26 protein-coding genes are annotated in these 26,578 nt (G+C 35.7%); 14 read left to right on the top strand and 12 right to left on the bottom strand.

Translation table 11 applies throughout. The features are described 5' to 3' along the window. Nucleotides 1-62: 62 nt before the first annotated feature. Entirely contained in the window at nucleotides 63-1,652 is a 1,590-nt protein-coding gene (locus tag ACL9RH_RS23605) for an ABC-F family ATP-binding cassette domain-containing protein (RefSeq protein ID WP_422695774.1), read from the bottom strand. A gap of 195 nt (nucleotides 1,653-1,847) precedes the next feature. On the opposite strand from ACL9RH_RS23605, the gene ACL9RH_RS23600 reads away from it, so the two are divergent. From ACL9RH_RS23600 to ACL9RH_RS23575, 6 genes are all read left to right on the top strand, one after another. Continuing rightward, on the top strand, nucleotides 1,848-2,402 hold the full coding sequence (locus tag ACL9RH_RS23600) for a phosphoribosyltransferase (RefSeq protein WP_422695773.1): 555 nt from the start codon (nucleotides 1,848-1,850) through the stop codon (nucleotides 2,400-2,402). Between the two features lie 127 nt (nucleotides 2,403-2,529). Continuing rightward, the gene (locus tag ACL9RH_RS23595) at nucleotides 2,530-3,108 is read left to right on the top strand and encodes an adenylate kinase (RefSeq protein WP_422695772.1); all 579 of its coding nucleotides are present in this window, start codon (nucleotides 2,530-2,532) and stop codon (nucleotides 3,106-3,108) included. A gap of 79 nt (nucleotides 3,109-3,187) precedes the next feature. Then, nucleotides 3,188-4,171 (top strand): GTPase ObgE, encoded by a 984-nt coding sequence (gene obgE / locus ACL9RH_RS23590; RefSeq protein ID WP_422695771.1) that lies wholly within the window; start codon nucleotides 3,188-3,190, stop codon nucleotides 4,169-4,171. A gap of 152 nt (nucleotides 4,172-4,323) precedes the next feature. Next, nucleotides 4,324-4,815, top strand: a complete 492-nt coding sequence (locus ACL9RH_RS23585; protein ID WP_422695770.1) for a DUF6438 domain-containing protein — start codon at nucleotides 4,324-4,326, stop codon at nucleotides 4,813-4,815. Nucleotides 4,816-4,915: 100 nt separating this feature from the next. Further along, nucleotides 4,916-5,560: an outer membrane beta-barrel protein gene (locus tag ACL9RH_RS23580; RefSeq protein ID WP_422695769.1), complete on the top strand. Its 645-nt coding sequence runs from the start codon at nucleotides 4,916-4,918 to the stop codon at nucleotides 5,558-5,560. Between the two features lie 168 nt (nucleotides 5,561-5,728). After that, the gene (locus tag ACL9RH_RS23575; protein ID WP_422695768.1) at nucleotides 5,729-7,036 is read left to right on the top strand and encodes a DEAD/DEAH box helicase; all 1,308 of its coding nucleotides are present in this window, start codon (nucleotides 5,729-5,731) and stop codon (nucleotides 7,034-7,036) included. 56 nt (nucleotides 7,037-7,092) lie between these two features. Here ACL9RH_RS23575 and ACL9RH_RS23570 read toward each other — a convergent pair whose 3' ends face one another. The 8 genes from ACL9RH_RS23570 to ACL9RH_RS23535 form a co-directional block, all read right to left on the bottom strand. Further along, nucleotides 7,093-7,860 (bottom strand): TatD family hydrolase, encoded by a 768-nt coding sequence (locus ACL9RH_RS23570; protein WP_422695767.1) that lies wholly within the window; start codon nucleotides 7,858-7,860, stop codon nucleotides 7,093-7,095. A 3-nt stretch (nucleotides 7,861-7,863) separates the two neighbouring features. Beyond that, the gene (locus ACL9RH_RS23565; RefSeq protein WP_422695766.1) at nucleotides 7,864-8,391 is read right to left on the bottom strand and encodes a DUF4269 domain-containing protein; all 528 of its coding nucleotides are present in this window, start codon (nucleotides 8,389-8,391) and stop codon (nucleotides 7,864-7,866) included. Between the two features lie 33 nt (nucleotides 8,392-8,424). Continuing rightward, nucleotides 8,425-8,751 (bottom strand): hypothetical protein, encoded by a 327-nt coding sequence (locus ACL9RH_RS23560; RefSeq protein ID WP_422695765.1) that lies wholly within the window; start codon nucleotides 8,749-8,751, stop codon nucleotides 8,425-8,427. Between the two features lie 6 nt (nucleotides 8,752-8,757). After that, nucleotides 8,758-9,708, bottom strand: coding sequence for a GSCFA domain-containing protein (locus tag ACL9RH_RS23555; RefSeq protein ID WP_422695764.1), 951 nt, complete (start codon nucleotides 9,706-9,708; stop codon nucleotides 8,758-8,760). A 76-nt stretch (nucleotides 9,709-9,784) separates the two neighbouring features. Further along, the gene (locus ACL9RH_RS23550) at nucleotides 9,785-10,756 is read right to left on the bottom strand and encodes a polyprenyl synthetase family protein (protein ID WP_422695763.1); all 972 of its coding nucleotides are present in this window, start codon (nucleotides 10,754-10,756) and stop codon (nucleotides 9,785-9,787) included. Nucleotides 10,757-10,859: 103 nt separating this feature from the next. Further along, on the bottom strand, nucleotides 10,860-12,002 hold the full coding sequence (locus ACL9RH_RS23545; protein WP_422695762.1) for an inorganic phosphate transporter: 1,143 nt from the start codon (nucleotides 12,000-12,002) through the stop codon (nucleotides 10,860-10,862). A gap of 23 nt (nucleotides 12,003-12,025) precedes the next feature. Next, entirely contained in the window at nucleotides 12,026-12,664 is a 639-nt protein-coding gene (locus ACL9RH_RS23540; RefSeq protein ID WP_065393534.1) for a DUF47 domain-containing protein, read from the bottom strand. Between the two features lie 151 nt (nucleotides 12,665-12,815). Then, a complete protein-coding gene (locus ACL9RH_RS23535) occupies nucleotides 12,816-14,516 on the bottom strand; it encodes a DEAD/DEAH box helicase (protein WP_422695761.1) in 1,701 nt (566 codons plus the stop codon). A 227-nt stretch (nucleotides 14,517-14,743) separates the two neighbouring features. Between ACL9RH_RS23535 and ACL9RH_RS23530 the strand changes: the two genes are divergently transcribed. From ACL9RH_RS23530 to ACL9RH_RS23495, 8 genes are all read left to right on the top strand, one after another. Next, a complete protein-coding gene (locus ACL9RH_RS23530; RefSeq protein WP_422695760.1) occupies nucleotides 14,744-14,950 on the top strand; it encodes a hypothetical protein in 207 nt (68 codons plus the stop codon). A 29-nt stretch (nucleotides 14,951-14,979) separates the two neighbouring features. Then, complete coding sequence (locus ACL9RH_RS23525; protein WP_422695759.1) at nucleotides 14,980-16,053, top strand: TolC family protein; 1,074 nt, start codon at nucleotides 14,980-14,982, stop codon at nucleotides 16,051-16,053. 3 nt (nucleotides 16,054-16,056) lie between these two features. Then, nucleotides 16,057-17,325 carry an efflux RND transporter periplasmic adaptor subunit gene (locus tag ACL9RH_RS23520; RefSeq protein WP_422695758.1) on the top strand — a complete coding sequence of 423 codons (1,269 nt, stop codon included), beginning with the start codon at nucleotides 16,057-16,059 and terminating at the stop codon, nucleotides 17,323-17,325. 57 nt (nucleotides 17,326-17,382) lie between these two features. Continuing rightward, complete coding sequence (locus ACL9RH_RS23515; RefSeq protein ID WP_422695757.1) at nucleotides 17,383-18,132, top strand: ABC transporter ATP-binding protein; 750 nt, start codon at nucleotides 17,383-17,385, stop codon at nucleotides 18,130-18,132. A gap of 19 nt (nucleotides 18,133-18,151) precedes the next feature. Continuing rightward, complete coding sequence (locus tag ACL9RH_RS23510) at nucleotides 18,152-19,381, top strand: ABC transporter permease (protein ID WP_422695756.1); 1,230 nt, start codon at nucleotides 18,152-18,154, stop codon at nucleotides 19,379-19,381. Nucleotides 19,382-19,437: 56 nt separating this feature from the next. Next, nucleotides 19,438-20,103, top strand: a complete 666-nt coding sequence (locus ACL9RH_RS23505) for a DUF2461 domain-containing protein (protein WP_422695755.1) — start codon at nucleotides 19,438-19,440, stop codon at nucleotides 20,101-20,103. 485 nt (nucleotides 20,104-20,588) lie between these two features. Beyond that, nucleotides 20,589-21,383, top strand: coding sequence for an FkbM family methyltransferase (locus ACL9RH_RS23500; RefSeq protein ID WP_422695754.1), 795 nt, complete (start codon nucleotides 20,589-20,591; stop codon nucleotides 21,381-21,383). A 9-nt stretch (nucleotides 21,384-21,392) separates the two neighbouring features. Further along, a complete protein-coding gene (locus tag ACL9RH_RS23495) occupies nucleotides 21,393-22,871 on the top strand; it encodes a lipopolysaccharide biosynthesis protein (RefSeq protein ID WP_422695753.1) in 1,479 nt (492 codons plus the stop codon). Nucleotides 22,872-23,032: 161 nt separating this feature from the next. Here the strand turns inward: ACL9RH_RS23495 and ACL9RH_RS23490 are convergent, their stop codons facing one another. The 3 genes from ACL9RH_RS23490 to aspA form a co-directional block, all read right to left on the bottom strand. Continuing rightward, a complete protein-coding gene (locus ACL9RH_RS23490; protein ID WP_422695752.1) occupies nucleotides 23,033-24,076 on the bottom strand; it encodes a hypothetical protein in 1,044 nt (347 codons plus the stop codon). Nucleotides 24,077-24,192: 116 nt separating this feature from the next. Next, the gene (locus ACL9RH_RS23485) at nucleotides 24,193-25,047 is read right to left on the bottom strand and encodes a glycosyltransferase (protein WP_422695751.1); all 855 of its coding nucleotides are present in this window, start codon (nucleotides 25,045-25,047) and stop codon (nucleotides 24,193-24,195) included. Nucleotides 25,048-25,119: 72 nt separating this feature from the next. Then, nucleotides 25,120-26,520, bottom strand: a complete 1,401-nt coding sequence (gene aspA / locus ACL9RH_RS23480; RefSeq protein WP_422695750.1) for an aspartate ammonia-lyase — start codon at nucleotides 26,518-26,520, stop codon at nucleotides 25,120-25,122. Nucleotides 26,521-26,578 lie beyond the last annotated feature (58 nt).

Here is a 26,578-nt window from a genome sequence, read left to right as displayed (position 1 = left end):
GCCGTAGAAATTCAGCAAATCAAAAAATTTCTACGGTATAACAACTGGAATTAATATTGTTATTATCCTAATACAATCTCCTTCTTTACCTCAATTTCCCCCAAAAATTTCTCATCATGGGAAATCACCAGCAATGTTCCATGATAATCTTTGATAGAATTAGTAAGAATTTCCACATTTTGAAGATCTAAATTATTGGTTGGCTCATCCAGAATGATTATATCAGGAGCTTTATTGCTGATCGAAAGTCCGCAGAGAAGCAACCGTAAACGTTCTCCTCCGCTAAGAGCACCACATTTTTTATCCCAGGTATCTTTTCCAAATAGAAATCTCGACAATAATGTTTTCACTTCAGACTCCGGCATTCCGTTATCATTAAAAGTCTGCACAAAATCATACAGTGTGGATTCATTATGGATCAAAGAATACTCCTGATCAATGTACATACTGTTGAATACTGCTTTGGTCAGAATCCCTGTAGAAGGGTTACTATTTCCCAACAGAAGCTGTATTAAAGTTGTTTTTCCTGACCCATTGGATCCTTTGATGCAAACCCTGTCTCCGCTTACAATTTCAAGATTAAGATTTTCTTTCCAAAGATTTTCTTTTCCATAGCTGAAATTGAGATCCTTTGCAGTAACCAGAATCTTTCCTAAATGCAGACCCGAATCATTAAAGTTAACTTTCATCTGGTCGGAGCTTTTCAGTGAGGAACGCAATTCTCTGAGATCCCCGGAAATTCCACTAATCTTTTCTGCATGAACATCTTTTAATTTGGAGGTATTTTTTTCAGCGTTATTACGGAGGGTATTCATCATAATTCTTGCCACTCCCGATTTTTCCTGCTTTCCCTTTCCTCTTGCATCTAGCTTTTGCTTTCTTTCCAAAGTTTCACGCTCCTTTTCTTTAGCTTTCTTCAATGCCCGTTCTTTAGCGTGAATATCATTTTGTAATGCCTCAACTTCAATTTCTTTCTGTTCAGCATAAAAATCAAAATTCCCTCCATACGTTGAAATTCCCTGATTGCTTACTTCGAAAATTGCATCCACCAGATTGAGCAATGCTCTGTCATGACTTACTACGACAACGGTAGCTTCTGCTTTATCAATAAGTTCGTATAATAATTTCCGACCTTCAATATCCAAATGATTGGTAGGCTCATCTAAAATGATAACATCAGGTTGGTTGATCTGAATTCCCGCAAGAAAAACCTTCGTTTTCTGCCCTCCGCTTAAAGTTTCCAAAGACTGATGGAGAGGAAAATCATCCAATCCCCAATGTTCTAAAGCCTTTTGACAGCGTTCTTCAATATCCCAATCATCATTCAGAATTTCGAAATAAACTTCGTCTACATCTCCATTTGTAATTTTTTGAAGAGCATTCAGTTTACCGTCTATTTGCAGGCATTCTGCAATGGTACAATGATTATAATTTCCAAACATCTGAGGAACAAAGAAAACGTCACCTTTGATGTTGATATTTCCTTCCAAAGGCTGTATTTTGCCTGCAATAATTTTCAGCAAGGTAGATTTTCCCATGCCATTGTTCCCAACCAAAGCAGATTTGGCGTGAGATGGTATCGTAATATTGATATGATTGAATAGAAGATTTCCTCCCGGAAACCCAAAGGATATATTTTGTAATAAAATCATGATTTCTTTCTTAATAATGGTTAAACACCAATAACTCAACGGCTATTGTTTGATAAAATCTGAAAGAAATTGTATCCTACATCTCTGTATTTTCGGGTTTTAAAAGAACAAAGATAGCACAAATCCGGGATTAAACACAAAAAGATTTTAATCAAAAATCAAAAATCCGTAACTTTGCCGCCTACTAAAAATTTTATGGAAAGCATTAAAGTTCACGACAAAACTTTCGTTCCTTATTTAGAGGATGCCGAAATTCAGGAAATTGTAAAAGAGACCGCATTAAGAATTTATGAAGATTATAAGGATGAAGTTCCTGTTTTCATCGGCGTTTTAAATGGCGTAATCATGTTCTTCTCAGATCTTTTAAAATACTACCCAGGAGAATGCGAGATTGCTTTCATTCAAATGAGTTCTTATGTAGGAACTGAATCTACGGGAATTGTTTACCAGAAAATGGAGCTTACAAAAGACGTAAGAGACCGTCACATCATTCTTGTAGAAGATATTGTAGATACAGGAAATACGGTTGAGAGTCTTTTCAAATATTTCAAAGAAACACAACGTCCTAAATCTGTAAAACTGGCAAGTTTCTTATTGAAACCTGAGATTTACAAAAAAGATTTCAAGCTGGATTATATTGGAAAAGAAATTCCAAACAAATTCGTACTTGGATATGGTTTAGATTACGATGAATTAGGAAGAAACCTACCGAATCTGTATCAACTGGCAGACGGACAAATCAACCATTAATTGTTGTCATTAGCTATCGGCTATTGGCTGTTAGCTTTAAAATTTAATCGAAATAAAAGTAAAATATTAACTTAAAAAAGCTAAAAGCCAACAGTATATAACTTAAGGCTGGCAGCGAATCAAACTTATGATAAACATTGTTCTGTTCGGCCCTCCAGGAAGTGGAAAAGGAACACAAGCTCAGAATCTAATCGAAAAATTCAATTTAAAACAGGTTTCAACGGGTGATCTTTTCAGATACAACATGAAAAACGACACTGAACTTGGTAAATTGGCTAAATCTTACATCGATAAGGGAGAATTGGTTCCGGATCAGGTAACAACAGATATGCTAATTGATGAGCTTAGAAAACCTACCGATACCAATGGTTTTATCTTTGACGGATACCCAAGAACAGCTGCTCAGACAGAAGCCTTGGAAACAATCGTTAAAGAAGAGCTTAATGACAAGATCGACATCTGTCTTGCATTGGTAGTTGAAGACAAACTTTTGGTGGAAAGACTTCTGAAAAGAGGTGAAACCAGTGGTAGAACTGACGACAGCAATGTACAGATCATTGAAAACAGAATTAAAGAATATTATTCTAAAACAGCAGAAGTAGCCGAGCTTTATAAGCAGCAGGGGAAATATGTAGAGGTAAACGGTGTTGGAGAAATTGATGAGATTTCCCAAAAACTTTTCGCTGAGGTAGAGAAAATTAAATAAGGATTTAGGATTTAGGGACTAGGATTTAGCATAGTTAAATATCTATTCCCTAATCCCTAAGGCCTAAACCCTAAAAAATATGTCAAACTTTGTAGATTACGTAAAGATCCATTGTAAAAGCGGACACGGAGGTGCTGGTTCTGCCCACCTTCGCCGTGAAAAGTATATCCCCAAAGGTGGTCCTGACGGAGGCGACGGAGGTCGTGGAGGTCATATCATCATGAGAGGAAATGCTAATGAATGGACTTTGCTTCCCCTTCGATACACCCGTCACGTAAAAGCCGAACGGGGTGAAAATGGAGGAAAAAACCAGCTGACCGGAGCATACGGAGCTGATATTTATATTGATGTTCCCGTAGGAACTATCGCCAAAAATGAAGAAGGTGAAATCATCGGTGAAATTATGGAAGATCAACAAGAGATCATCCTGATGCACGGTGGAAAAGGTGGTTTAGGAAACGAGCACTTCAAGTCTTCAACAAACCAAACGCCAAGATATGCTCAGCCAGGTTTACCAGGTGAAGAAGGTTATATTGTCTTCGAGCTTAAAATTCTTGCAGACGTAGGATTAGTTGGATTCCCAAATGCTGGAAAATCTACCCTTTTGGCTTCTGTTTCTGCAGCAAAACCAAAAATTGCTAATTATGCCTTTACAACGCTTACTCCTAACCTTGGAATTGTAGATTACAGAAATTACAAGTCTTTTGTAATGGCCGACATCCCTGGAATTATTGAAGGAGCAGCAGAAGGAAAAGGTTTAGGACACAGATTCCTTAGACATATTGAAAGAAACTCTATTCTTTTATTCTTAATTCCTTCCGATTCCGAAGATCATTTCAACGAATTTAAAATCCTGGAAAACGAGTTGAAGGAATATAACCCTGAACTTTTGGACAAAGATTTCATCGTTTCTGTTTCAAAATCCGATCTTCTGGATGATGAGCTTAAAAGAGAAATCGCTGCTGAATTTCCGGAAAATAAACAACCGTTATTCTTCTCAGGAGTTACAGGAGAAGGTCTTATGGAGCTTAAAGACGCCATCTGGAAACAATTGCACGGATAATACTTTACGGAAGTATCCGATAACAAAATATCAACAGCCTCTGGTCATTCCCGAGGCTGTTTTTTTATACTACTAAATTTTTTTCACACAAATAAAAAAAGATTTAATCTTTTGGAACAATTATTGAGAGCTCCTTTCAAATTGAAAAAATTATGAAATACCTGCTAACGCTTTGTGCATTTATATTTTTAGTGTCATGTACCACTTCTCAGAAAGTACAGTCAAAGTATTCTAAAATAGAATATGAAGCTACTCCATGCTTTGGATTCTGCCCTGTTTTTAAAATGACCATTAACGAGGATAGAACTGCTGTTTTTGAGGCAGAACATTTTAATTTTAATGATAAACCCTCAAAAGATGAGTTTTCAAAACCACGCGAAGGAACTTTTAAAGGAACGATTAAAGAAGAAGATTACAAAAAGTTGATCACTTTATTGGATGGGTTGAATGTAAAAAGTCTGAATGATCACTACGGAACAAAAAACATCACCGACCTTCCTACCTCTTACTTAAGAATTAACTTCGCAGACGGAACTTCAAAGAACGTGGAAGATTATGGAAAACATGGTAGTGAAAAACTTTCGCAAGTGTATCAGTTTTTTGAAAACCTAAGAAAAAATCAACAATGGACTAAGGTAGAATAGGCCATTTAAAAATATTTAGATTATTTTTGTGCAATAATTCCTTCTTTTGGGAGGAATTATTTTTTTATAAAAATATAATAATCATTATTTACTCAAAACCATGAAGAAAAACATTCTTTTAGCTTCACTATTCGCCTTGTCAGGTTTCATGAATGCACAGACTCAACCATCTTCAAAAACTGAATCTTCTATCAGCTTCGGAGTGAAAGGGGGATACAATTTGTCCTCAATGAAGATTTTTGATAATAAGCTGGATTCCAAATCTTATTTTTATATAGGGATAGTTGCGGAACAGCCCCTATCTTCTACATTTGGATTACAGGCAGAAGTTCTTTATACTCAGCTTGGTGGAAAAGTTGCCTATCCGGCAGTGGCACTCATAGGAAATGACGTATCGAATATAGGAGATATCACTTATAATTACCAATTCCACCAAATACAAGTGCCTATTTCCTTGAAATATTATTTCATTCCCAACCTTTCTGCTTCTGTAGGGATGAATATTGGATTTAATATCTCAACAAAAGTAGAAGGCAGTAATTCTATAATTGGAACTGACAAAAGGAATTATGAGGGAGTAAAAACCTTAAACCTATTTCCATTTCTTGGAGCAGAATACAAGCTTAATGATAAGTTTTTCGTAGATGCAAGATACAATTTCAATTTTATCGAGGTCAACAAAAACAATACATTCCCTGTGAAAATAGGATTTTTACAGGCCGGTGTAGGATATAGATTCAAATAAGAATATTTTTATATCAATAAAATGACCGCTCTACCCTGAGCGGTCATTTTTTGTAATAAATAAGCATTAAAAAGAGGAATTAAATTCTTAATTTTTTTTAGACTACCTTTGCAGAATGTAATTCTTTCAGACTGAAGGAATTTTTATTTAAATTTTAAAATAATTCATTTGAATTTTACAGACTTAAACTTAATAGAACCTATTGCAAAAGCAATCCAGGAGCAGGGATACACGACTCCAACTCCTATTCAGGAAAGATCTATTCCTGATATCCTGGAAGGCAGAGACTTTTTAGGTTGTGCGCAGACAGGAACAGGAAAGACAGCCGCTTTTTCTATTCCAATTCTACAGAATTTATCCAAAAATAAAATTCCCAATAAACATATAAAAGCATTAATCCTTACGCCAACCAGAGAGCTGGCTATTCAGATTGAGGAAAACATTAATGCTTACGGCAAATATCTTCAGTTAAAACAACTTGTTATTTTCGGAGGGGTAAAACAAGGAAACCAGGAAGCTGCTTTGAGAAAAGGCGTTGATATTCTGGTAGCCACTCCGGGAAGACTTCTTGATTTTATTGCTCAGGGAATTATCAGCCTGAAAAATCTTGAAATCTTTGTTTTGGATGAAGCAGACAGAATGCTGGATATGGGTTTCGTACATGATGTAAAAAGAATCATTAAGCTTTTACCTCAGAGAAGACAAACTTTATTTTTCTCAGCAACCATGCCGGGAGAAATTCAGAAGCTGGCTAACTCTATCCTTAATAATCCTGTAAAAGTGGAAGTTACACCTGTTTCTTCTACCGCAGATACGATCAAACAATCTGTATATTTTGTAGAAAAAGACAACAAGCTGAATTTGCTTTCTCATATTCTTCAGAATGATATTTCAGATTCTGTATTGGTTTTTGCAAGAACGAAACACGGCGCGGATAAGATTGCCAGAAAACTTCAGAAAGACAATATTTCTGCAGAAGCGATTCACGGTAACAAGTCTCAAAATGCGAGACAAAATGCTTTGAATAACTTTAAATCCGGAAAAACAAGAGTTCTTGTCGCGACTGATATTGCTGCAAGAGGAATTGATATTGATGAACTGAAATTCGTCATCAATTTTGAACTTTCTGATGTTTCTGAAACATATGTACACAGAATCGGAAGAACAGGAAGAGCCGGAGCTGAGGGGACTTCTATTTCCTTTGTAGACGGACTTGATCTTTTGAACTTAAAGAATACTGAAAAGCTTATCGGTAAAAAAATTCCGGTAATTAAGGATCATCCTTTCCATACTGATGATCTTGTTGCCCAAAAAAGGGATTCTAATAACAAACCTATGGCTGCAGGTGGTGGAAAACCCAAAACACCAGGTAACGGTAATGCACCCAGGTCTAACAACAACCGTAAAAAGCCTGCTGCAGGTGCTTCGGTAGGATTTAAAAAACCTAAGAATAAGAATTTCACCAGAAAAAAATAAAAGAAAGCTTTCCGATTGGAAAGCTTTTTATTTGAATAACCTTATGTTACTGTTCCTTATGCCCTTTTAAACAGTTTCTTTGCATTTTCTGTGGTGATTCTATCGATCTCCGTAAAATCAGTGTTATAAATATCTACCAGCTTCCCAGCTACCAGATCGAGATAAGAACTTTCATTTCTTTTTCCTCTGTGAGGAACGGGAGCGAGATAAGGAGAATCTGTTTCCAGTACGATTTTATCTAAAGGAACTTCGTTCAGAAACTGATCTATTTTTCCGTTTTTAAAAGTCACTACTCCACCGATTCCTAAAATAAAATTGAGATCGATGGCATGATGAGCCTGCTCAAGATTTCCTGAAAAACAATGGAATATTCCTCTCAGTTTCGGATGTTTTTTCCTTTCTAAAACCTCGAATGTTTCATCAAAGCTTTCTCTTGTATGGATCACAATAGGAAGGTCTTTTTCTATCGCCCATTCAATTTGCTGCTCAAAGGCTTTTACCTGAATATCTAAAGTAGTTTTATCCCAGTAAAGATCAATTCCTATTTCTCCAATCGCAGGAAAATGTCTTTGATCAAGATAATTTTTTACAATTTCAAGTTCTTTTTCCCAGGATTCCGGTTTTACGTAGCATGGATGTAGCCCCATCATGGAAAAAATCTGGCCTGGATATTCTGTTTCCAGCTGCAACATTTTCTCGTGAGACTCTGAATCGATGGCTGGAAGATAAAATTCAGAAATTCCTTTATCTAAAGCTCTCTGAATAGCTTCTTTTCTGTCTTCATCAAATTCTTCTGCGTATAAGTGCGTATGTGTATCAATCATTTTTTATAATTTTAACAGATCTTCGTAGGGATTTTCAAGGTTCATCAGCATTCCAAATGCAGGTTCTGTTTTGATTCCCTGTTTTTTAAGCTCTATTATTTTTTGTTTAAACTCCTCTCCTTTTTCCTGTAATATTTTGTATTCGGCCACCATATGTCTGTAAGCATTCTGCTGTGTGACAGGTTGATTCTGACCGAATATCTCAATAGGAAATTCTTCTAATGTAAAATTCACGACGATGCATTCTTTTCCTCTAGTCACCATATTTTCAATAGTAAAATCAGTATCAGAGGGGATTAAGCCGTTCATTTCTATCGTGTTCAGGAAATTATCTCTTAACCGAGGATCTACTTCACAAATGATATCCAGATCACTAGTTTCAATATCAATTTCTATAGGAATGGTTCCTGCCAAAATGGGCGAATAATCCTTTAATTTCTCAAAAATACGATGTTTAAGAAGAACTTCATACGTTCTTTTCTGTCTTTCGTTCCCATCTTTCAGATAGTCCAATCTCGTGAAATCAATCATTCTGAATTATTTTACAACCTTATGGTATATTTTTTATGCGGTTTGTTGTGCGTTAAAATGATTCAATACTTCTCTTGTGATATCCTTCCCTCCATTCATATTTCGATATAAGGAAGAAATACTGTAAATGGGTCCGAAAGGAATTCCCCACCAACCTAAAATGAAGGTAAGAATAGAATACTTCCAGCTGTACTTTACCGTAGACTCATCGGCCTTCACAAAATAAATATCACTTCCTCTTTTGAAAGTCATTATAATAATTGAAATGGTATATTGAAAAACAACAAACTTTGCTCCTCTCTGTAACTCGTGATTAATCTGGTCATTGGTTAAGCCCTCCATATTTTTAATAGCGGCCATAGTTTTTTAAAATATTTTATGTTTAACTTTAGTTCTTTGGTTATTAATTCTTTGATCCAGTTTTTCTCTGAATTCGATAAACTTAGGATCTTTTGCGTCATTAGTCTTATGTTCCAGAGCTCTGATAATTTTAAAGTTTTCCTTTATAAAATTCTGAGTTTCTCCAGAAAAATAAGAGTTTCCAAACTTATCGAAAATATAATTAACCGCCTGAGTGCTGGGATGAATCATATCTTCTTTATAAAAACGGTAATCTCTCAGATCATCCATTAAAATTTCGTAAACAGGCAGATAATGGCAGTCTTCAAACAGAGAAATTGACTCATGAATGGCTGTGATGAGTTTGGATTTGCTCAACTGATTCTCAATCATTCCATCCTTGGTGTGCCTTACCGGTGAAACGGTAAACAGGATTTGGACACCTTCTTTACAGATATCTTTAAGGTCTAAAATAGTCTGATAAATTGAAGTAGTAAGTTCCTGATGAGAAAGCAGTCTTTTCTCAAAAAATTTCTGCGGAATTTTGTGGCAATTGGCTACGAGCTTCTGTTTGAGAGTAAACTCATAGATGAATGAAGATCCATAGGTAATAATAATCCAGTCGGCTTCCTGAAGGAATGCATTTCCGGCTTCAATTTCTTTATTGATCTTATCTAAAGTCTGATGAATGTAGCGGGTGTCAAAACTGGTGTGATGATCTAAGGAAATATATTCATCGTTATAGGTAATCAATTCCTCTTCTTCATAAAATGCGGAGTCATGGAGTCTGTTTACCGCATTACCGATAGAAAAAGGGTTAAAAATTGTTCCGAAGGGATTATTAAGAGTCTGAAGCTGTCCGTCTTTCAGCAAATCTGTCATTTCTGAGGCAAAACATGATCCTATTGAAAATATTTTATCTTCAATTTCGATTTTTTTCTCTGATACGGGGATATCAACTTCGGTTCTGAATTTCATTGTATAGGGGTTAGGCTGCAGGAAATAGGTTGCAGGTAAATTGCTGCTACCTGCCACCTACCCTCTGCTACCTATATTAACTTTCTCTTCTCAGCAAGTAGTTTGCCAATTCTATAAATGGCTTTTTCTTTTCTTCAGGAATGTCAATTTTCTTCAGATAGCTTTGTCCAATTTCGTTGTGTTTTTCAATCAGACGTAATGCTTTTTCATCCACTTTTGTTCTTCTGAATATCTTTTCTACTCCATAAACTTTATCTACGTTTTCGGTCTTTTTAGAATACCAGTAGTCAAGTTCTTTTCTTTCTTCCTCTGTTGCGTGTTCTCTTGCCAAAAGGTAAAGAACAGTTTTCTTATTTTCGTAGATATCTCCGGCATGTTTTTTCCCGAACTGCGCCTGATCTCCGAATACATCTAAGTAATCGTCCATGATCTGGAAGGCAATTCCGATATGCTTTCCGAAGTTGAAAATAGCTTTTGCATCTTTAAAGTCAGCTCTAGCAATTAAAGCTCCGATCTCAAAAGAAGAAGCACTCAAAACTCCTGTTTTATAGGTAATCATTCTGATATAGTCATCAAAAGTCACATTTTCCTGAGTTTCAAAATTGATATCATACTGCTGTCCTTCACATAGTAAAAGTCCTGTATGAGTAAAGATTCTGATACAAGCTTTAAAAATCTCCGGTTCAAGGTCTTCAAAAAACTTATATGCTTTAAGCATCAGCCCGTCTCCTGAAAGAATTCCTACATTAATTCCGTGTAAAGTATGAATAGTAGGTTTATTTCTTCTTAAAGGAGCTTCATCCATAATATCATCATGAATAAGCGTGAAATTATGGAAAAACTCGATCGCCAAAGCAGGTTTTATGGCCTGTTTCAGATCTCCACCGAACAGGTCGCAAGCCATTAGGACCATAATAGGGCGAAGACGTTTACCACCATGAGAAATAATATAGTTCATCGGGTCATACAGCTCCGAAGGTTTATCTTTAAAGGTATATTTATTGATGGCGTCCGCAACAATCTGCTGGTATCTGTCTAAAAATTCCATAAAATCTTTTAATTTGAACAAAAATACAATTTTTCGAGGCTTTATAAAACAAAAAACTTTGCCCAAATGGACAAAGTTTGTTATGATAAGTTTAAATTTTATCTTAAGAAAAACATGCTACCAAAAGGTAAGTAATTGCTGCTACAATTGCTGAAATTGGAATGGTTAATATCCAAGCCCAAAGTAAGCTTACCGTGATTCCCCATCTTACGGCAGAGATTCTTTTCGTTAATCCTACCCCGATGATAGATCCTGTAATAGTATGCGTTGTAGATACAGGAATAGAAAGGTGTTCTGTAATAAACAAAGTAATTGCTCCTGCTGTTTCTGCACTTACACCTTCCAATGGAGTTACCTTAGTAATTTTAGTTCCCATTGTCTTGATGATCTTCCAACCACCACTCATTGTTCCTAAAGCGATTGCTAAAAACGATACAAGAGGAACCCATAGATAGTGCTGAGCAAAATAGTTGAAACGCTCTCCTGATGCAATATTTAAATATAAAGGATCGTGAATAATATCTACGTGATAGAAAATGATCGCTGCTCCAATAATACCCATTACCTTCTGAGCATCATTCAGACCATGTGTTAAACTAAACAATGCTGAAGAAGCCAACTGCAATCTCTTGAATGACTGATCTGCTTTGTGAGGGTTTGATCTTTTGTAAAGGTGAACAATAATTAATGTAATAATTATTGAAATCAACATCCCGATAAAAGGTGCAAGGAAGATAAAAAGGAAAATAGGAATCACTTTATCAAACTTTACAACACTTTGGTGGGTAACCTGGATGAAAGCTTCTTTAATGGTTTCCCAAAGACCTAGATTGGGCTGTGCTGCAGCTACATCATGATAATCTAACATGAAAGCGTGCATAAGAGCCGCACCTAAGAAACCTCCAATCAGCGTATGCGATGATGATGAAGGGATCCCGAACCACCATGTAAGAAGGTTCCAGGCAATAGCAGCCACAAGACCGGAAAATATAACCTCAAGGGTGATAAAATTCTCATTAACTGTTTTGGCAATTGTATTACCAATTTTAAATTCTCCAATAACATAGGCAGCTAAGAAGAAAGCTGCAAAGTTCCAAAGTGCCGCCCAAAGTACAGCCTGGAATGGAGTTAAAACTTTTGTAGAAACGATAGTTGCAATTGAGTTGGCTGCATCATGGAAACCATTGATATAATCAAAGATCAACGCCAACGCAATAATAACTACAAGTAAAATCGGAAATTCCATTTTTTGCTATGTATTGTTATCTTTTAGGCGTATTTAATCATGATGTTCTCAATTGTATTGGCAACATCTTCTGCTTTATCCGTTACGATTTCAAGATAGTTCAATACAGAAGAAACCTTAATGATGTTGATGGCATCGTTGGTTTCAAATAGCTCCACCATTGAGTTGGAAAGCAGGTCATCTGCAATATTCTCAATAGAGTTTACTTTAATACAAGCTTCTTTCACCTGCTCCATGTTTTTGAATCCTTTAAGATTCTTCATTGCATTCTGGATTTCAAGACAAGCTTTGTGGATCAGTAAAGAGAAGTCTGAGTAAGCCTTCATCTCCGGAGATTTGTATAAGAAAATATATTTTGTAGAAGCGTAGATATAATCGGCGATATCATCTAATCCTGTTGCCAGTGTGTGAATATCTTCACGATCAAAAGGTGTAATGAAATTTTTTCCCAGTTCTACGAAGATTTCGTGAGTAAGTTCATCATTTTTGTGTTCGAAATCACTCATTTTCTTCAACATTGAATCGTCATTAAGATCGAAATCTTTGATTCCTGCGTTGAATTCCTCAGACATTGCAACTAGGTTTTCAGTTACCTTTTCAAAAAGTACAAAGAAGATTTTATCTTTTGGTTGAAAAGCGTGGAAAATATTACCAATTCCCATTTTTTAGTATTTATAATTCGTGTGCAAATTTCCTAAAAAAGGATCGCCCATGAAACTATATAACATTAAGTTTTGTTAACATTAGCTTACCATCTGAATATCAAACAAAAAAACCGACATTACTGTCGGTTTTGTATGGTTAAAAAAGGGATTAGTTAGCTACTTCAGCTCTCATATCTTTCCCTTTGAATTTCATAGATTGAATATTGCTTAAAACATTGTCTTTAAACGATTTTTCAACTTCGAAGAAAGAGAATTTCTCTAAGATCTCGATATCACCGATTTCAGCTCTTTTCTTGGTTTTTCCACCAGCAGTTGCTTTGTTGATAATATCTAAAACATCAAGCTTCTTTAAGTGATCTTTTTTACCAAGGTTGAAGAAGAATCTAACCATATTTTCATCTTTTCTTCTTGGCTTTCCACCACGCTCTCTGTCTCTTCCGCGATCTCCTCTGTCTCTATCACGTCCTCTGTCTCGATCTCTGTCACGTCCGCGATCTCTTCTTGAGTAATCATCATCTCTGTTGCTCAATTTCTGTTCAACAAGATCATGCTTATCTTTGTAGTATAAAGCAAGGTCTTTCAATTGGAACTGTAGTAACTGGTGTACCAATTCTTCTTTTGTAAAGTTGCTTAGATCTGGAATTAAGCTATCGTCAAATTCGAAAAGATCTTCGTGTTCCGTCAATAATTTTTCGAATACACCACCTACCTGAGCTTTGATGATATCATCACCTGTAGGAATAAATTTTTCGTTAATTTCAATTTTCGTTGCAGATTTGATCTGCTTCAGTTTTCTGCTTTCTTCAGGCTTAATTAAAGCCATAGAAATACCGTCTTTACCTGCTCTACCGGTTCTTCCACTTCTGTGAACAAATACTTCCGGATCATCTGGTAAAGAGAAGTGAATAACGTGCGTCAGAGAGTTTACATCCAATCCTCTTGCTGCTACGTCTGTCGCTACAAGAATATCGATGTTTTTCAATCTGAACTTCTTCATTACTGTATCTCTCTGTGCCTGAGAAAGGTCTCCGTGAAGAGCATCAGCAGCATATCCGTTCTGCATCAAGAAGTCTGCAACCTCCTGAGTTTCCATTCTTGTTCTACAGAAAATAATAGAATACTGGTTAGGATTTGCATCGATCAATCTCTTCAACGCTTCTTTTTTCTGACGGTACCCTACCACATAGTATTCGTGAGTAATGTTCTTCTTCACTTCGTTGATAGAACCTACTGAAATACGGTGAGGTTTTGTAAGGTAATTTTTGGAAATTCTTTCCACCTCTTTATTCATCGTTGCCGAGAATAAGAAAGTTTGTTTAGTTTCCGGAGTTTCGCTTAAGATGGTTTCCAATTCGTCCTTGAATCCCATAGAAAGCATTTCATCAGCTTCGTCTAATACTAACCAATGAATAGCAGAAAAGTCTAATGCCTTTCTGTTGATAAGATCAATTACTCTTCCTGGAGTTCCCACAATGATTTGCGGCTTATCCTTCAAAGATCTCATTTGCTCTACAATACTACTTCCACCATAAACCGCAGTAGTTTTGATGTCTTTCATATACTTAGAGTAATTCTTTATGTCCTTCGAAATCTGAAGACATAATTCCCGTGTCGGACAAAGCACCAATAATTGGATTTTGCGACTCGTATCGTCAATCATATCCAAAATCGGAAGCGAAAACGCTGCTGTTTTGCCTGTCCCTGTCTGCGCAAGTGCGATCAAGTCGCGAATATCTGAAAGAATAAAAGGGATAGTCTGTTTTTGGATTTCTGTTGGGCTTTCGTAGCCCAGTTCGCCAATTGCCTTAAGGATATCAGGACTTAAATTGGTTTCCGTAAATAAATTCATTAACTATTTTAAAATTTTTGCAAAGATACAACAAATATTTGATTTGTTTTTGAATAAATTTTTAAATATCCAAAGTTAAATTCAGAATCCTTTAATATATTTTTAATTTTTAAAAAATTAACTCCAAAAAAACGAGCTTTACGTTAAAAAATTATTAAACATTATTTTTTTTTATTAAATTGGATTGATTTTTTCTGTCTTATTTATGAATTTTCAAAAATAAAACCATGAAACGCAAATTTTTCTTTCTGATATTCACTTTTATGGGTTTCGAAATATTTGCACAGACGACCAACTATCCGGTCAGCTGGACATTGGAAAACTGCATCGAGTATGCAAAAGAAAACAATATTTCGATCAATTCGCTAAGACTTTCAAAAAAATCTGCCGAACAGGACCTTCTTCAGGCAAAAGACGCGAAATACCCAATCTGAGCGGAACCGTTTCTCAGGGACTTGTGGCTTTGAATGGTGGCAATGGACTTCAACTCAATAGCGCCCAGTCTCAAAGTATCGGAGCCAATTCTTCCATGACACTTTATCATGCAGGTTATATTAAAAATAATGAAGTTTCAAAAAATCTGCTCGTTCAGATGGCTGATTTGTCCGTACAGGAAGCACAAAATAATATTACGCTGAATATTACTCAGGCATTCCTCAATATTCTGATGACTCAGGAAAATATTGTTTCTTTGGAAGGTGTTCTAAAAACAACCCAAACTCAATTGAAACAGGGAGATCAGTTTTATAAAGCTGGAAATATTTCGAAACTCAATTATCTTCAGATCCAGGCACAGGTTGCCCAAGATGAATATAATTTAACATCTGCTCAAAATACGCTACGGACTGGTATTGTGAATTTAAAGCAAATCCTTCAACTTCCTTCGAATTATGATTTTCAAATTGCAAAACCCGATAGTATTATAGTAGATGACCAACTGAAATCTTTACAGGAGGTACAGAATTTAGCACAAAACCAACGCCCTGAAGTAAAATATGGAGAACTGAATGTTGAAAATTCAAATACCAGCTTAAAAATGGCTAAAGCTTCTATACAACCGACTTTAAATCTAACGGGAAATATTTCCACCAATTATTCCTATGGAAACGGAAACTATTTTAATCAGCTCGGAAACAATTTTTATATGCCCATCGGTTTAAGCCTTGGAATTCCGATTTATAATAACAGAATTTATAAAACCCAGATTGAAAAATCAAAAATTGCTATCGAACAGGCCAATCTGGATTTATTGAATACCAAAACAGTCCTTAATCAACAAGTAGAACAATCCTACATTAGCCTGCAAAATGCTTTATCACAGTTTGACTCTGCCTCCAAACAAATGAATCTCTATCAACAAAGCTACGACATCATGAATGCACAGATGAAAATAGGCAGTATAGATTATGTACAGCTTCAGCAGCAGAGACTTCTTTATATACAGTCTATTCAAAATTATCTGCAGGCCAAATACACTGCAGTTCTCAATAAACAGATCTACGAATTTTATGCAGGTAACCCTATAAATCTAAAGTAAGCTATGAAAACACAGAATAAAAAATGGTTGTACTGGGTTGTGGGCGGCATCATTATGATAGGTGCAGTCTGGTTTTTCTTCATTAGAGAAAAAGAAGTCAAGATTCAGCTGGAAACCGTAAAACCTGAAATGGGTGAAATTTCCAATTCTATTACCGCTACAGGAACCATTCAACCCGTAGATACTGTTGCAGTGGGTACGCAGGTATCGGGAATCATCAAAAACATCTATGTTGATTTCAATTCAACGGTAAAAAAAGGTCAACTTCTGGCTACTTTAGATCCCGATCTTTTACAATTTCAGTCAGAGCAGTATAAAGCGAATTTACAGAATGCGAAAAGCAATCTTGCTTATAACGAAATTAATATCAACCGACAGTCTCAGCTTTATAAAGTTGGCGCCATCAGTAAGGCTGACTTCGATAATGCAAACAATCAGTACAACATTGCAAAAGCTCAGGTAGGATCTGTAACGGCACAGCTTTCTACAGCCAATAAAAATCTTTCTCTTACCAACATCTATTCTCCCATAGATGGAACTGTACTCAACAGAAACGTAAGTGAAGGGCAGACTGTGGCTTCAAGTTTCAGTACACCTACCCTTTTCAGTATTGCCAAGGACCTGACCAAGATGAGGGTAAGAGCTTCGGTGGATGAAGCAGATATCGGAAATGTTCAGGTGGGGCAGAAAGTGACTTTTACCGTGGATGCTTTTCCGGATGAGACATTTGACGGACAGGTTTCTGAAGTCCGTCTTCATCCTACCGTATCGTCTAATGTAGTCAACTATACCACCATCATTAATGCAGATAACTCCGAACTAAAACTTAAACCGGGAATGACCGCCAATATTACGATCTACACTCAGGTTTTAGAAAATGTCATGAAAATTCCTGTTGCAGCGACCAGTTTCAGACCAGACAGCCTGATCATCAAAAAGTATAAAGTTAATTCACCTTTTGCTAACGGTAAAAAACATGAAAAAGGGCAATGGAAAAACCATAACAAAAGTAAAGGAACAGAAAAGAAAAATGAAGCTGGAGTTTGGGTTATTGCAAAAGACAGTACAATTTCCCGCAAAAGGATCAAAACAGGAATGGACAACGATACTGAAATACAGGTTGTTTTAGGATTGAATAAAAACGACAACATTATTACCGGATATAAGGTTCTTTCTAAAAAAAGTTCCGGCAATGGACAGGCAAAAAGTCCATTCATGCCTCAAAGACGAGGTGGCGGCAATAACAACAGAAGCGGTGGCGGACCGCGATAGAAAACTTTCTAGTTTGAAAGTTCCAGTATTCATTTTCAATTTTAAACAAGAAAAGGTATGACAGAAAAAATTCTGGAGATCATGGATCTTAAAAGGGAATTCAAGATGGGTGAAGAGATTGTTCATGCTTTAAAAGGAGTTACATTTTCGGTAGAAAAAGGAGAATTTGTAACCATTATGGGAAGCAGTGGCTCAGGAAAATCGACCTTACTCAACATTATCGGATGTCTGGATAAGCCTTCAGGCGGTGATTATATTTTGGATAGTGTCAATATTAAAAATCTTGACCGTGATGAACTTGCAATCTTGAGAAATCAAAAAATAGGTTTCGTTTTTCAGTCATATAATCTTTTACCAAGAACTACAGCAAGAGAAAATGTAGAGCTCCCTCTTCTTTACAATTCGAAAGTATCTACTGAGGAACGTCATAAAAGAGCATTAGCAGCCCTAGCCGCTGTAAAATTGGAAAGCAGAGTTGATCATCTACCCAATCAGATGTCGGGAGGTCAACAGCAAAGAGTAGCTATTGCCAGGGCTCTAGTGAATGAACCCGTAATGATTCTTGCGGATGAAGCTACGGGGAATTTAGATACAAGAACATCCTATGAGATTATGGCATTGATGCAGGATCTTCACCATCAGGGTCGAACCATTGTTTTTGTAACTCACGAACCGGACATTGCCACTTTCAGTAGCAGAACTGTCACTTTGCGGGATGGAAAGGTTATTAAAGACGTTCAAAACGACAATATAAAGTCGGCAAAAGAGGCCTTAGAAAACCTTCCTGTTAACGATGATTATAAATAGTTAAATAAAAAACACTGTTATGAATCTTTCAAACCTCTTCAGAATTGCCTGGAAAGCTCTTTTACGAAACAAGCTTCGTGCATTTTTAACAATGCTTGGAATCATTATTGGAGTAGCTTCTGTTATTGCAATGACAGCTATTGGGGAAGGTTCAAAAAAGAGTATCAGTGATCAGCTTTCTTCAATGGGATCGAATATGATCACCATACGTCCATCCAGTAATGTTAATGTATCGGGAGGGGCGAGAATTGGTGCTTCAGGATTACAAACCTTAAAATCAGTAGATGCCGATGCTATCTCCAAAGGGGCTCCGGATGTATCTTATGTCTCCCCTGCGGTACAAACCAACGGGCAATCCATCAGTGGACCCAATAACTGGCCTACCCAGCTTCAGGGTGTCAATGAAGAATATTTTAAGATCAGAGACTGGAATGTAGCTGAGGGTAATATTTTTACTAAAAAAGATGTGTCTTCATCCAACAAAGTCTGTCTTTTAGGTCAAACGGTGTATACCAATCTGTTTCCTAATGGTGAAAGTCCAATAGGAGCCATTATAAGGTTCAATAAAGTTCCTATGAAAGTTATTGGCATTCTGGCAGCTAAGGGATCCAATGCTTTCGGCCAGGATCAGGATGACGTGATCATTGCTCCATTCAATACTGTTCAGAGAAGATTTCTGGGAATTACTTATGTGCAGACTATTTATGCCTCCTCTACGAATGAAAATACTTCAGACCAGGCTACCGATCAGGTTTCCGAGATTTTAAGAAAACAACACAAATTACCGACTGATGGAAGTAATGATGATTTCAGCGTAAGAACTCAGGCTGAACTTATTTCTACGATGAGCTCTACCAGTCAGCTTCTTACCGTACTTTTATCTGCCATTGCAGGAATATCGCTTATTGTGGGAGGAATCGGAATTATGAATATCATGTACGTTTCCGTTACGGAAAGAACAAAAGAAATTGGGCTTAGAATGTCTATTGGAGCCAGAGGGAAAGATATTTTATATCAGTTTCTTATTGAAGCTGTCATGATTAGTATCACAGGTGGAATTCTTGGGGTTATCTTGGGCATTCTTTCATCAGAGCTGGTGACGTTCTTTCTGTCGTGGCCTACTTTTATTACCGAATCTTCTATTATTATTTCATTTATTGTTTGTGCTGTTACCGGCGTGTTTTTTGGTTATTATCCGGCTTTAAAAGCGTCCAAACTAGATCCGATTGAAGCATTGAGATATGAATAGTTTTTGTACATTTGATTAGCAAATAATTTGCAATCAAAAAAACACTTACACAAAATATGTCAGCAAGTATTTCTTCCAAAACTTTTGATTTCCTAAAAAAGTTAAGCAAAAACAATAACCGCGAGTGGTTTAATGAAAATAAAGATCTGTATACTGAAGCTCAGCAAAATGTAGTTTCGTTTCTGGATGAGCTCATTAAAGAAATGTCAGATTTCGATGAAGAGCTTGCCAAAATCGACAGTAAAAAATCATTGTTCAGAATTTATCGCGATACGCGTTTTTCAAAAGACAAATCTCCTTATAAAACCAATTTCGGAGCTTCTTTGGGAATGGGAAAAGGAAATCAGAAAGGAGGTTATTATCTCCACATGGAACCAGGTAAATCATTTTTAGCAGGTGGAATTTACATGCCGGAATCTTCCGTATTGAAAGAAGTTCGAAAAGAAATTTCTTTGTACAGCGAGGATTTTCTCAAAATTATCAATCATAAAGACTTTAAAAAGCATTTTCCGGAACTGGATCAGGATGATAAACTCAAAAAGGTTCCTCAGGGTTTTGAAAAGGAAGATCCGATGGCAGAGTATTTAAAGCTTAAAAATTTTATTGTGGTTTATCCGCTAAAAGATGAAGAGGTCTTGGATAAAAATGCAGTACAAAATATGAGTAAGGTTTTTAAACTGATCAAACCGTTTAATGACTTTTTGAATGCTCCTTTTTTTTAGATTTTTTTAACCACAGATGACACGGATTTTCACAGATGATTGGGGTGATTTTTGAATGTCCTTTTCTTTAAATTTATTTTCTGTGAATAGGTCTTTTTTAACCACAGATAACATGGATTCTCACAGATGATTGGGGGTGATTTTTGAGAGAATAGCTATAAGCTGCGGTGAAAATATGTGGTAAATGTTTTAAATTTTATTATTCAATTATGTCGGTTTCGATGAACTTGCTGGTGATATAATTTTTAAACAGTGATCTTTATGGATGGATGTTTGTAGGCAGGTTGTAGGTTTGTAAAATTATCCCAATAATTTGCCAGGGGTATAGAAGCGTCTCTGTGACAAATTGAAAACTCATTATAAAACAGCTTTTTACAAAACCCATTAAAAATATTTCCTATTGAAAATCAGTCCATTATAATTCATATTTTTTAAGATAAGTTTTACTTTTTTGTTTATCTTTGCTGTTCGTCAAAAAGTTAAGGATGTCTTTATACCAAAAAATCGCAGAAAAGCTACAATATATAAGTCCGAGTTTTTACAAAAAAAGATATTTTAAGAGCTTAAACAATCTTAATAAAGATAATTTTTCGGAACGCAATGTAGAGCCGGAACTGGTATGGATCAAAGAATACCTTTCCAAAAATGCTGTAATACTAGACATTGGTGCCAACGTAGGAAGTTTCCTTTATCAACTGGAGAACAAGCTGGATCATGAAAATATTTATGGTTTTGAGCCTAACAAGAAACTTTACCGTCGTTTAAAAAGACTTTTCCCTGCTATGAGGATTTTCCCTCTTGCACTTTCCGACGAAAATATGATTGCGGAATTTAAAGTTCCCATCATCAATGGAAAAACGATTGCTTCCCGTGGTACTTTAAATACTTCTTACAAGGAAAAAGGCGAAGAAAAAAGCTATACTGAAAAAGTAAAAGTAATAAAGCTCGACGAATGGGCAGCACTGGAACATTTCAACAGACTGGATTTCATCAAAATAGATGTTGAAGGAAATGAAATGAAAACCCTTTGGGGCGCTAAGGAAACCATCAAAAAGTTTCAGCCTACTTTAATGGTTGAAATGGAACAAAGACACCACCAAACACCAATATGGAATGAAATATCTGAAGTAATACACTGGGGATACGAAGCTCAATATCTAAACAGAAACAGCTTCACCCTAGAAACACTTACTGAAGACATTTTATTGCAAAACACAAACGACGAAAAAAATAAAACTCAGTACATCAACAATATCATTTTTATACCTAAAAACATTTAAAACAACTTTATGAGTGTAGTAGCGAGACAAGGCTTCAAATATTCCATTATCGGTTATATTGGTTTTTTGCTGGGCACAGTTTCTGCAATATTTATTTTCCCGAATGACTTTGAATTTTACGGAAAGTTGCGCTACAGTATGCAAACCGCAGAAATGCTCGTTCCTTTTGTTGTTTTTGGTATTTCTTATGCGAATGTAAAGTTTTTTAATGCTTTGCAGAAAGAAGGAAAAAATCAGAATATGCTTTCACTATCTCTTGTGACGGTTCTGATCAATTTTCTCATTTTTGTTACTGTATTTTTTATTCTCCCCTATTTTTATCCCAAATTTGTACATTCGGAAGCGTGGAAGATTAAAAAAATTATTTTACCCTTAATTTTAATTTTATCACTCTGTGCTATTTTCAATAAATACACTTCAAATTATAAAAGAATTGTTGTCTCTAATATTTTTGACAATCTTTTTCCTAAAATAGCCAATCTGGGTGCTTTCTGTCTTTTCTTCTATTTTTCTTTATCTCAAAATATTGCGCTGGCTTTTTTCTTCGGAGTATTTACGCTCATGCTCTTTGGCTATATATATTACACCAATAAGCTGGAAAAAATAAAGTTTGACATTAGTACAGATTATTTCAAGAAAGATCACTTTTGGAAGGAATTTCTAAACTATAGCTTCTTCGGATTTCTGGGAACTTTTGGTAACTATCTAGCTATCAATAGTTTTATGATTGGAGAATTCATGGGAATGGAAGAAAACGGAATCTATTCTGTTCTGTATGCTTTGATTTCTCTGATATCAATACCGCAATTGGGATTATTCAATATTTCGGCTCCTATTATCAGTAAAAACCTTGCCGACGGGGATATGACAGGGTTGGACAGATTTCATAAAAAAACCTCATTAACGCTTTATTTTTTGGGAGCAGTTTTATTTTCCTGTATTATGGTAGGGTTTCCTTATCTGACTCAGTTTCTGCCTAAAAACGGAACCATGCTCAGAGAGTATGAACCGGTAATATGGATCTGGGGATCCGCTGTATTGGTAGATCTGGCAACAGGATTTAACGGAAATATCATCTCACTTTCAAAATATTACCGATTCAATATTCTGATCATGCTTTTGCTGGCTGGTTTAACGATTGGGCTGAACTTTTATTTCATCAAAAATACGGGTCTAAAATTGATTGGAATTGCACTATCTACAGCAATTTCCCTTACTATATACAATGTTATCAAGATCGCTTTCAATTATATTGTTTTTAAGGTTTCCCCCCTTACCATTGAAATGATATTTGTTTCCATTATCTGTACTCTTGCTATTACTGTAGCGATTGTACTGCCGGATTTCAACAATAATTTCATCAATCTGATCTACAAACCTTCTGTTGTTCTGATATTGATCTATATCGGAAATTATTTCACCAAGATTTTCCCGATTGAAGAATATCTAAATATGAAATTTATTAAGAGTATTTTTAAGTTTAAGTAAAAAAATATCACATTCGTAAATATCATACAATCAGATTAACCGAGTATTGTATAATAATATGAAATCAGCATAACACAGAAACGATAACACCCATCTGATAGTGCCTGGGAACATTTAGTTGAGCAGGTACCTTCGTGAAAAACAAAATCAAAAAAGCGTAATTATTGAGTAAGATTATTCAAAATACTTTCCAGATTTTTTACAACCTGCTTTTTACTATATTTTGTTTGAAAATCAAAATTGACCAGTGATAATTTACCGCACTGCTCAAGAATGCTTTCTTCTTCTGGAAGAATAAATTCCAGATTTGACAGATAGTTTTTTGGAAAAACAGCCAGTTTTCCATACTTAATGGCATCACCAAGGTTTCCTGTCATTTTAGTCAGGCCATAGATTTCTTGCATGCTGAAAAATTCTGTATCCTGCTGAATCGGGCACCATAGAACGTCTGCTTTCTGCATCCATTTTTCAAATTCTTCGGAAGAAACTCTTCCAGAAAAGTAAATAACTTCAATATTCTTAGAGAGTTTTTTAGACAGATTTTCAAGTTGCTTCAACTCATTTCCGCTTGCCTTTCCAAGGAACACAAATTGGCAAGGCTTATCTGTATTGAGTTTCTGAATGGTTTCAAAAATATAAGCATAATCTCTTCTTTTCTGCGAAACACCACCGGGAATCACTACTACAAAATCTTCATTTTTTATTTTGTCAAAATTTCTTGTATAAAACAGTGGCAAAAACTGATATCTCTCTGAAATCAATGTTTCATCCAATACAAAAAGAGAGCTAGAGGTCTTATAAACCTTGGATTTATAGAATAACCCTTCTTTCAACCATAGCTTTAATCTGAAAATAATATCTCCTTTGAAAATACTTTTCATCAAATCCAGCTTTGAAGCTTTTATGAAATTAAGATTATGAGTAATAATTCCTGTATTGTATTTCCTTGTTATCGCTAAAAATGTATTAAAATAACGATGCACCGTTCCTATAACAACCAGATCATATTTTTTTCCCTTTAACTGATCCAGAATCATAGAACTATCCGACAAAAATACATCTTCATCATTATGACTGACCTGATTTTTGATTCTTTTTGAGAAATAATAGTCTACCGAAAAATCCGGAGAGTCTTCCATCATATCCATGAAAGCCTGGGCAATTTCTGCATGGGTATCGATTTCTATGTAAGCTATTTTTTTCACTAATTTTCGGGAGTTAATCTTATAAGTTTTGGCTAAAGCCAATGGATTTTATTTTTTATTAAACGGGTTAAAAACTGCTTCTATTGATGAATATTTACAATGATAAAAAAAACATTCTATCTCTTCAACCATTTCTTTTTCAACATTCTCCAACGTTGATCGTTAATAGATTTTTGTTCTTCTTTGGTAATTTTCAGTTCTAATTTCTGTGATCTGCAGTTTTCATAAGCCTTAATAATATCGAAGAAAAATGAAACAGATTTGCTTTTCATCGCTTCTTTTGAAGAGGCAATATAAGCCAGAAACCTGTTCAGTCCTAAGAAGTAAAAATATCTTCCGTAATAATCTGCAGGACGAATGGTGTAATCGGCTCCTTTTACTTTAATCAGTTTTACGTGAAGTTCTGGAAGAACAACCTCTTTCCATCCTAAATTTTCAAGCAGAATTGAATCTATGTTATCCCAGCCTAAAGTTTCCCTTAAACCACCCATCTGAACAAAACATTCTTTACGATATGCTTTCATCGGGCCTCTCACATGGTGTTTGTTGGAATTCCCTTCATATACCCACTGTCCATCTTTTTCTACGTATAACAGTCCGCCAACAAGCCCATATTCCGGATTGTTTTTAAAAGCATCTTCTATTTTTCCCAGATAATTTTCCGGTAAGATGATATCGGCATCGAATTTACAGATGATATCAAATTCATTGATATTTTGAGTCTGAAGTCCGTTTTTAAATGCATGAACCACTTTAGAACCTGGCTGATGTTGAGATTTCTGAAGATTGATGGTTTCAAAACGCACATCCGTTTCCGTGTATCTTCGGATTACTTCAGGAGTTTTGTCTATGGAACCATCATTCACGATTATTACTTTAAAATCTTTGCTGTGTTGCTGTTTTAAAGAATCAAGAGTAAATGAAAGATTGTCTTCTTCGTTATGAGCAGGAATTATAATTAAAAACCTCACGAATTATAGTATAAATGATGAATGATAAGTGATAAATGACCTTATATCGATCATTTACCACTTATTGTTTTTTTATTTATTATGCGGTTTCAGCATATTTTTAGGATCAAGGATTTCATCAAGTTTTTCTTGAGAAAGGATTCCTTTTTCCAATACAAGATTGTAAACGCTTTTCCCTGTTTCCAAAGCTTCTTTAGCGATTTGCGTAGACTGCTTGTAACCAATATATGGGTTAAGAGCCGTTACAATACCAATACTGTGCTTCACCATATTCAGGCAAATTTCTTTATTGGCAGTAATTCCTACTACACATTTATCACGAAGCGTATCTAAAGCATTGCAAAGGAAATTGATATTTTCCATGATCGCATGAGAAAGTACCGGCTCCATTACGTTAAGCTGTAACTGACCTGCTTCTGCAGCAAAAGTTACCGTAAGATCATTTCCGAATACTTTAAAACAAACCTGATTCACAACTTCAGGAATCACTGGATTTACTTTACCTGGCATAATAGATGATCCCGGCTGCATTGGCGGAAGATTGATCTCGAAAAGACCTGCTCTTGGTCCTGATGAAAGTAATCTTAAATCGTTACATATCTTAGATAGTTTTACAGCAAGACGCTTCGTTGCTGAAGAGTAAATTACATAAGATCCAGTATCTGGAGTCGCTTCTACCAAATCCGGTGCAGAAACAATAGGGAATCCTGTAATTTGTGCCAGATTTTTAGCACAAAGCGTTGCATATCCTACCGGAGCATTTAATCCTGTTCCGATAGCAGTAGCTCCCATATTTACTTCTACAAAAAGGTTGGCATTATTGTTCAGTTTGGAAATATCTTCTTCCAAAGTAGCAGCATATGCTTCAAATTCCTGTCCCAAAGTCATTGGTACGGCATCCTGAAGCTGCGTACGCCCCATTTTGATAACATCATGAAACTCCTGCCCTTTTGCACGGAAAGCAGCAATAATTTTTTCAAGTCTTTCTACAAGTCCAATATTCATCTGCAGCAATCCCATTTTGATTGCAGTAGGATACGCATCGTTTGTCGACTGAGAAAGGTTAATATGGTCATTAGGTGAACAGAATTCGTATTCTCCTTTGTTTTTCCCTAGTTTTTCCAGTACAATGTTGGCAATAACCTCATTCGCATTCATATTGATGGAAGTTCCTGCTCCTCCCTGAATCATATCTACCGGAAATTGGTCATGATATTTCCCTTCTACAATTTCATCACACGCCTCAGCTATTTTGAAATACAAGTTTTCTTCAAGAAGTCCCAATTCATAATTGGTTTTCGCTGCTGCCTTTTTTACAAAAGCCAGACCTTTGATAAAGTCCGGATAAGAAGACAAAAGCTGTCCTGAAATCTTAAAATTGTTGATAGCTCTTTGTGTCTGAACCCCATAATAAGCATCTAAAGGCACATTCAGTTCGCCTAATAGATCGCTTTCTTTTCTGAAATTTTCCATTACAGATATTTTACTGTTTTTGATCGTTTAAAGATAGCAAAAACGCATCTAACCGATG

The organism is Chryseobacterium sp. Mn2064 (assembly GCF_049319685.1).
Classification (GTDB): Bacteria; Bacteroidota; Bacteroidia; order Flavobacteriales; family Weeksellaceae; genus Chryseobacterium.
Note: the sequence above shows the minus strand (reverse complement) of the source record. Positions and strands in the feature narration are given on the sequence as shown.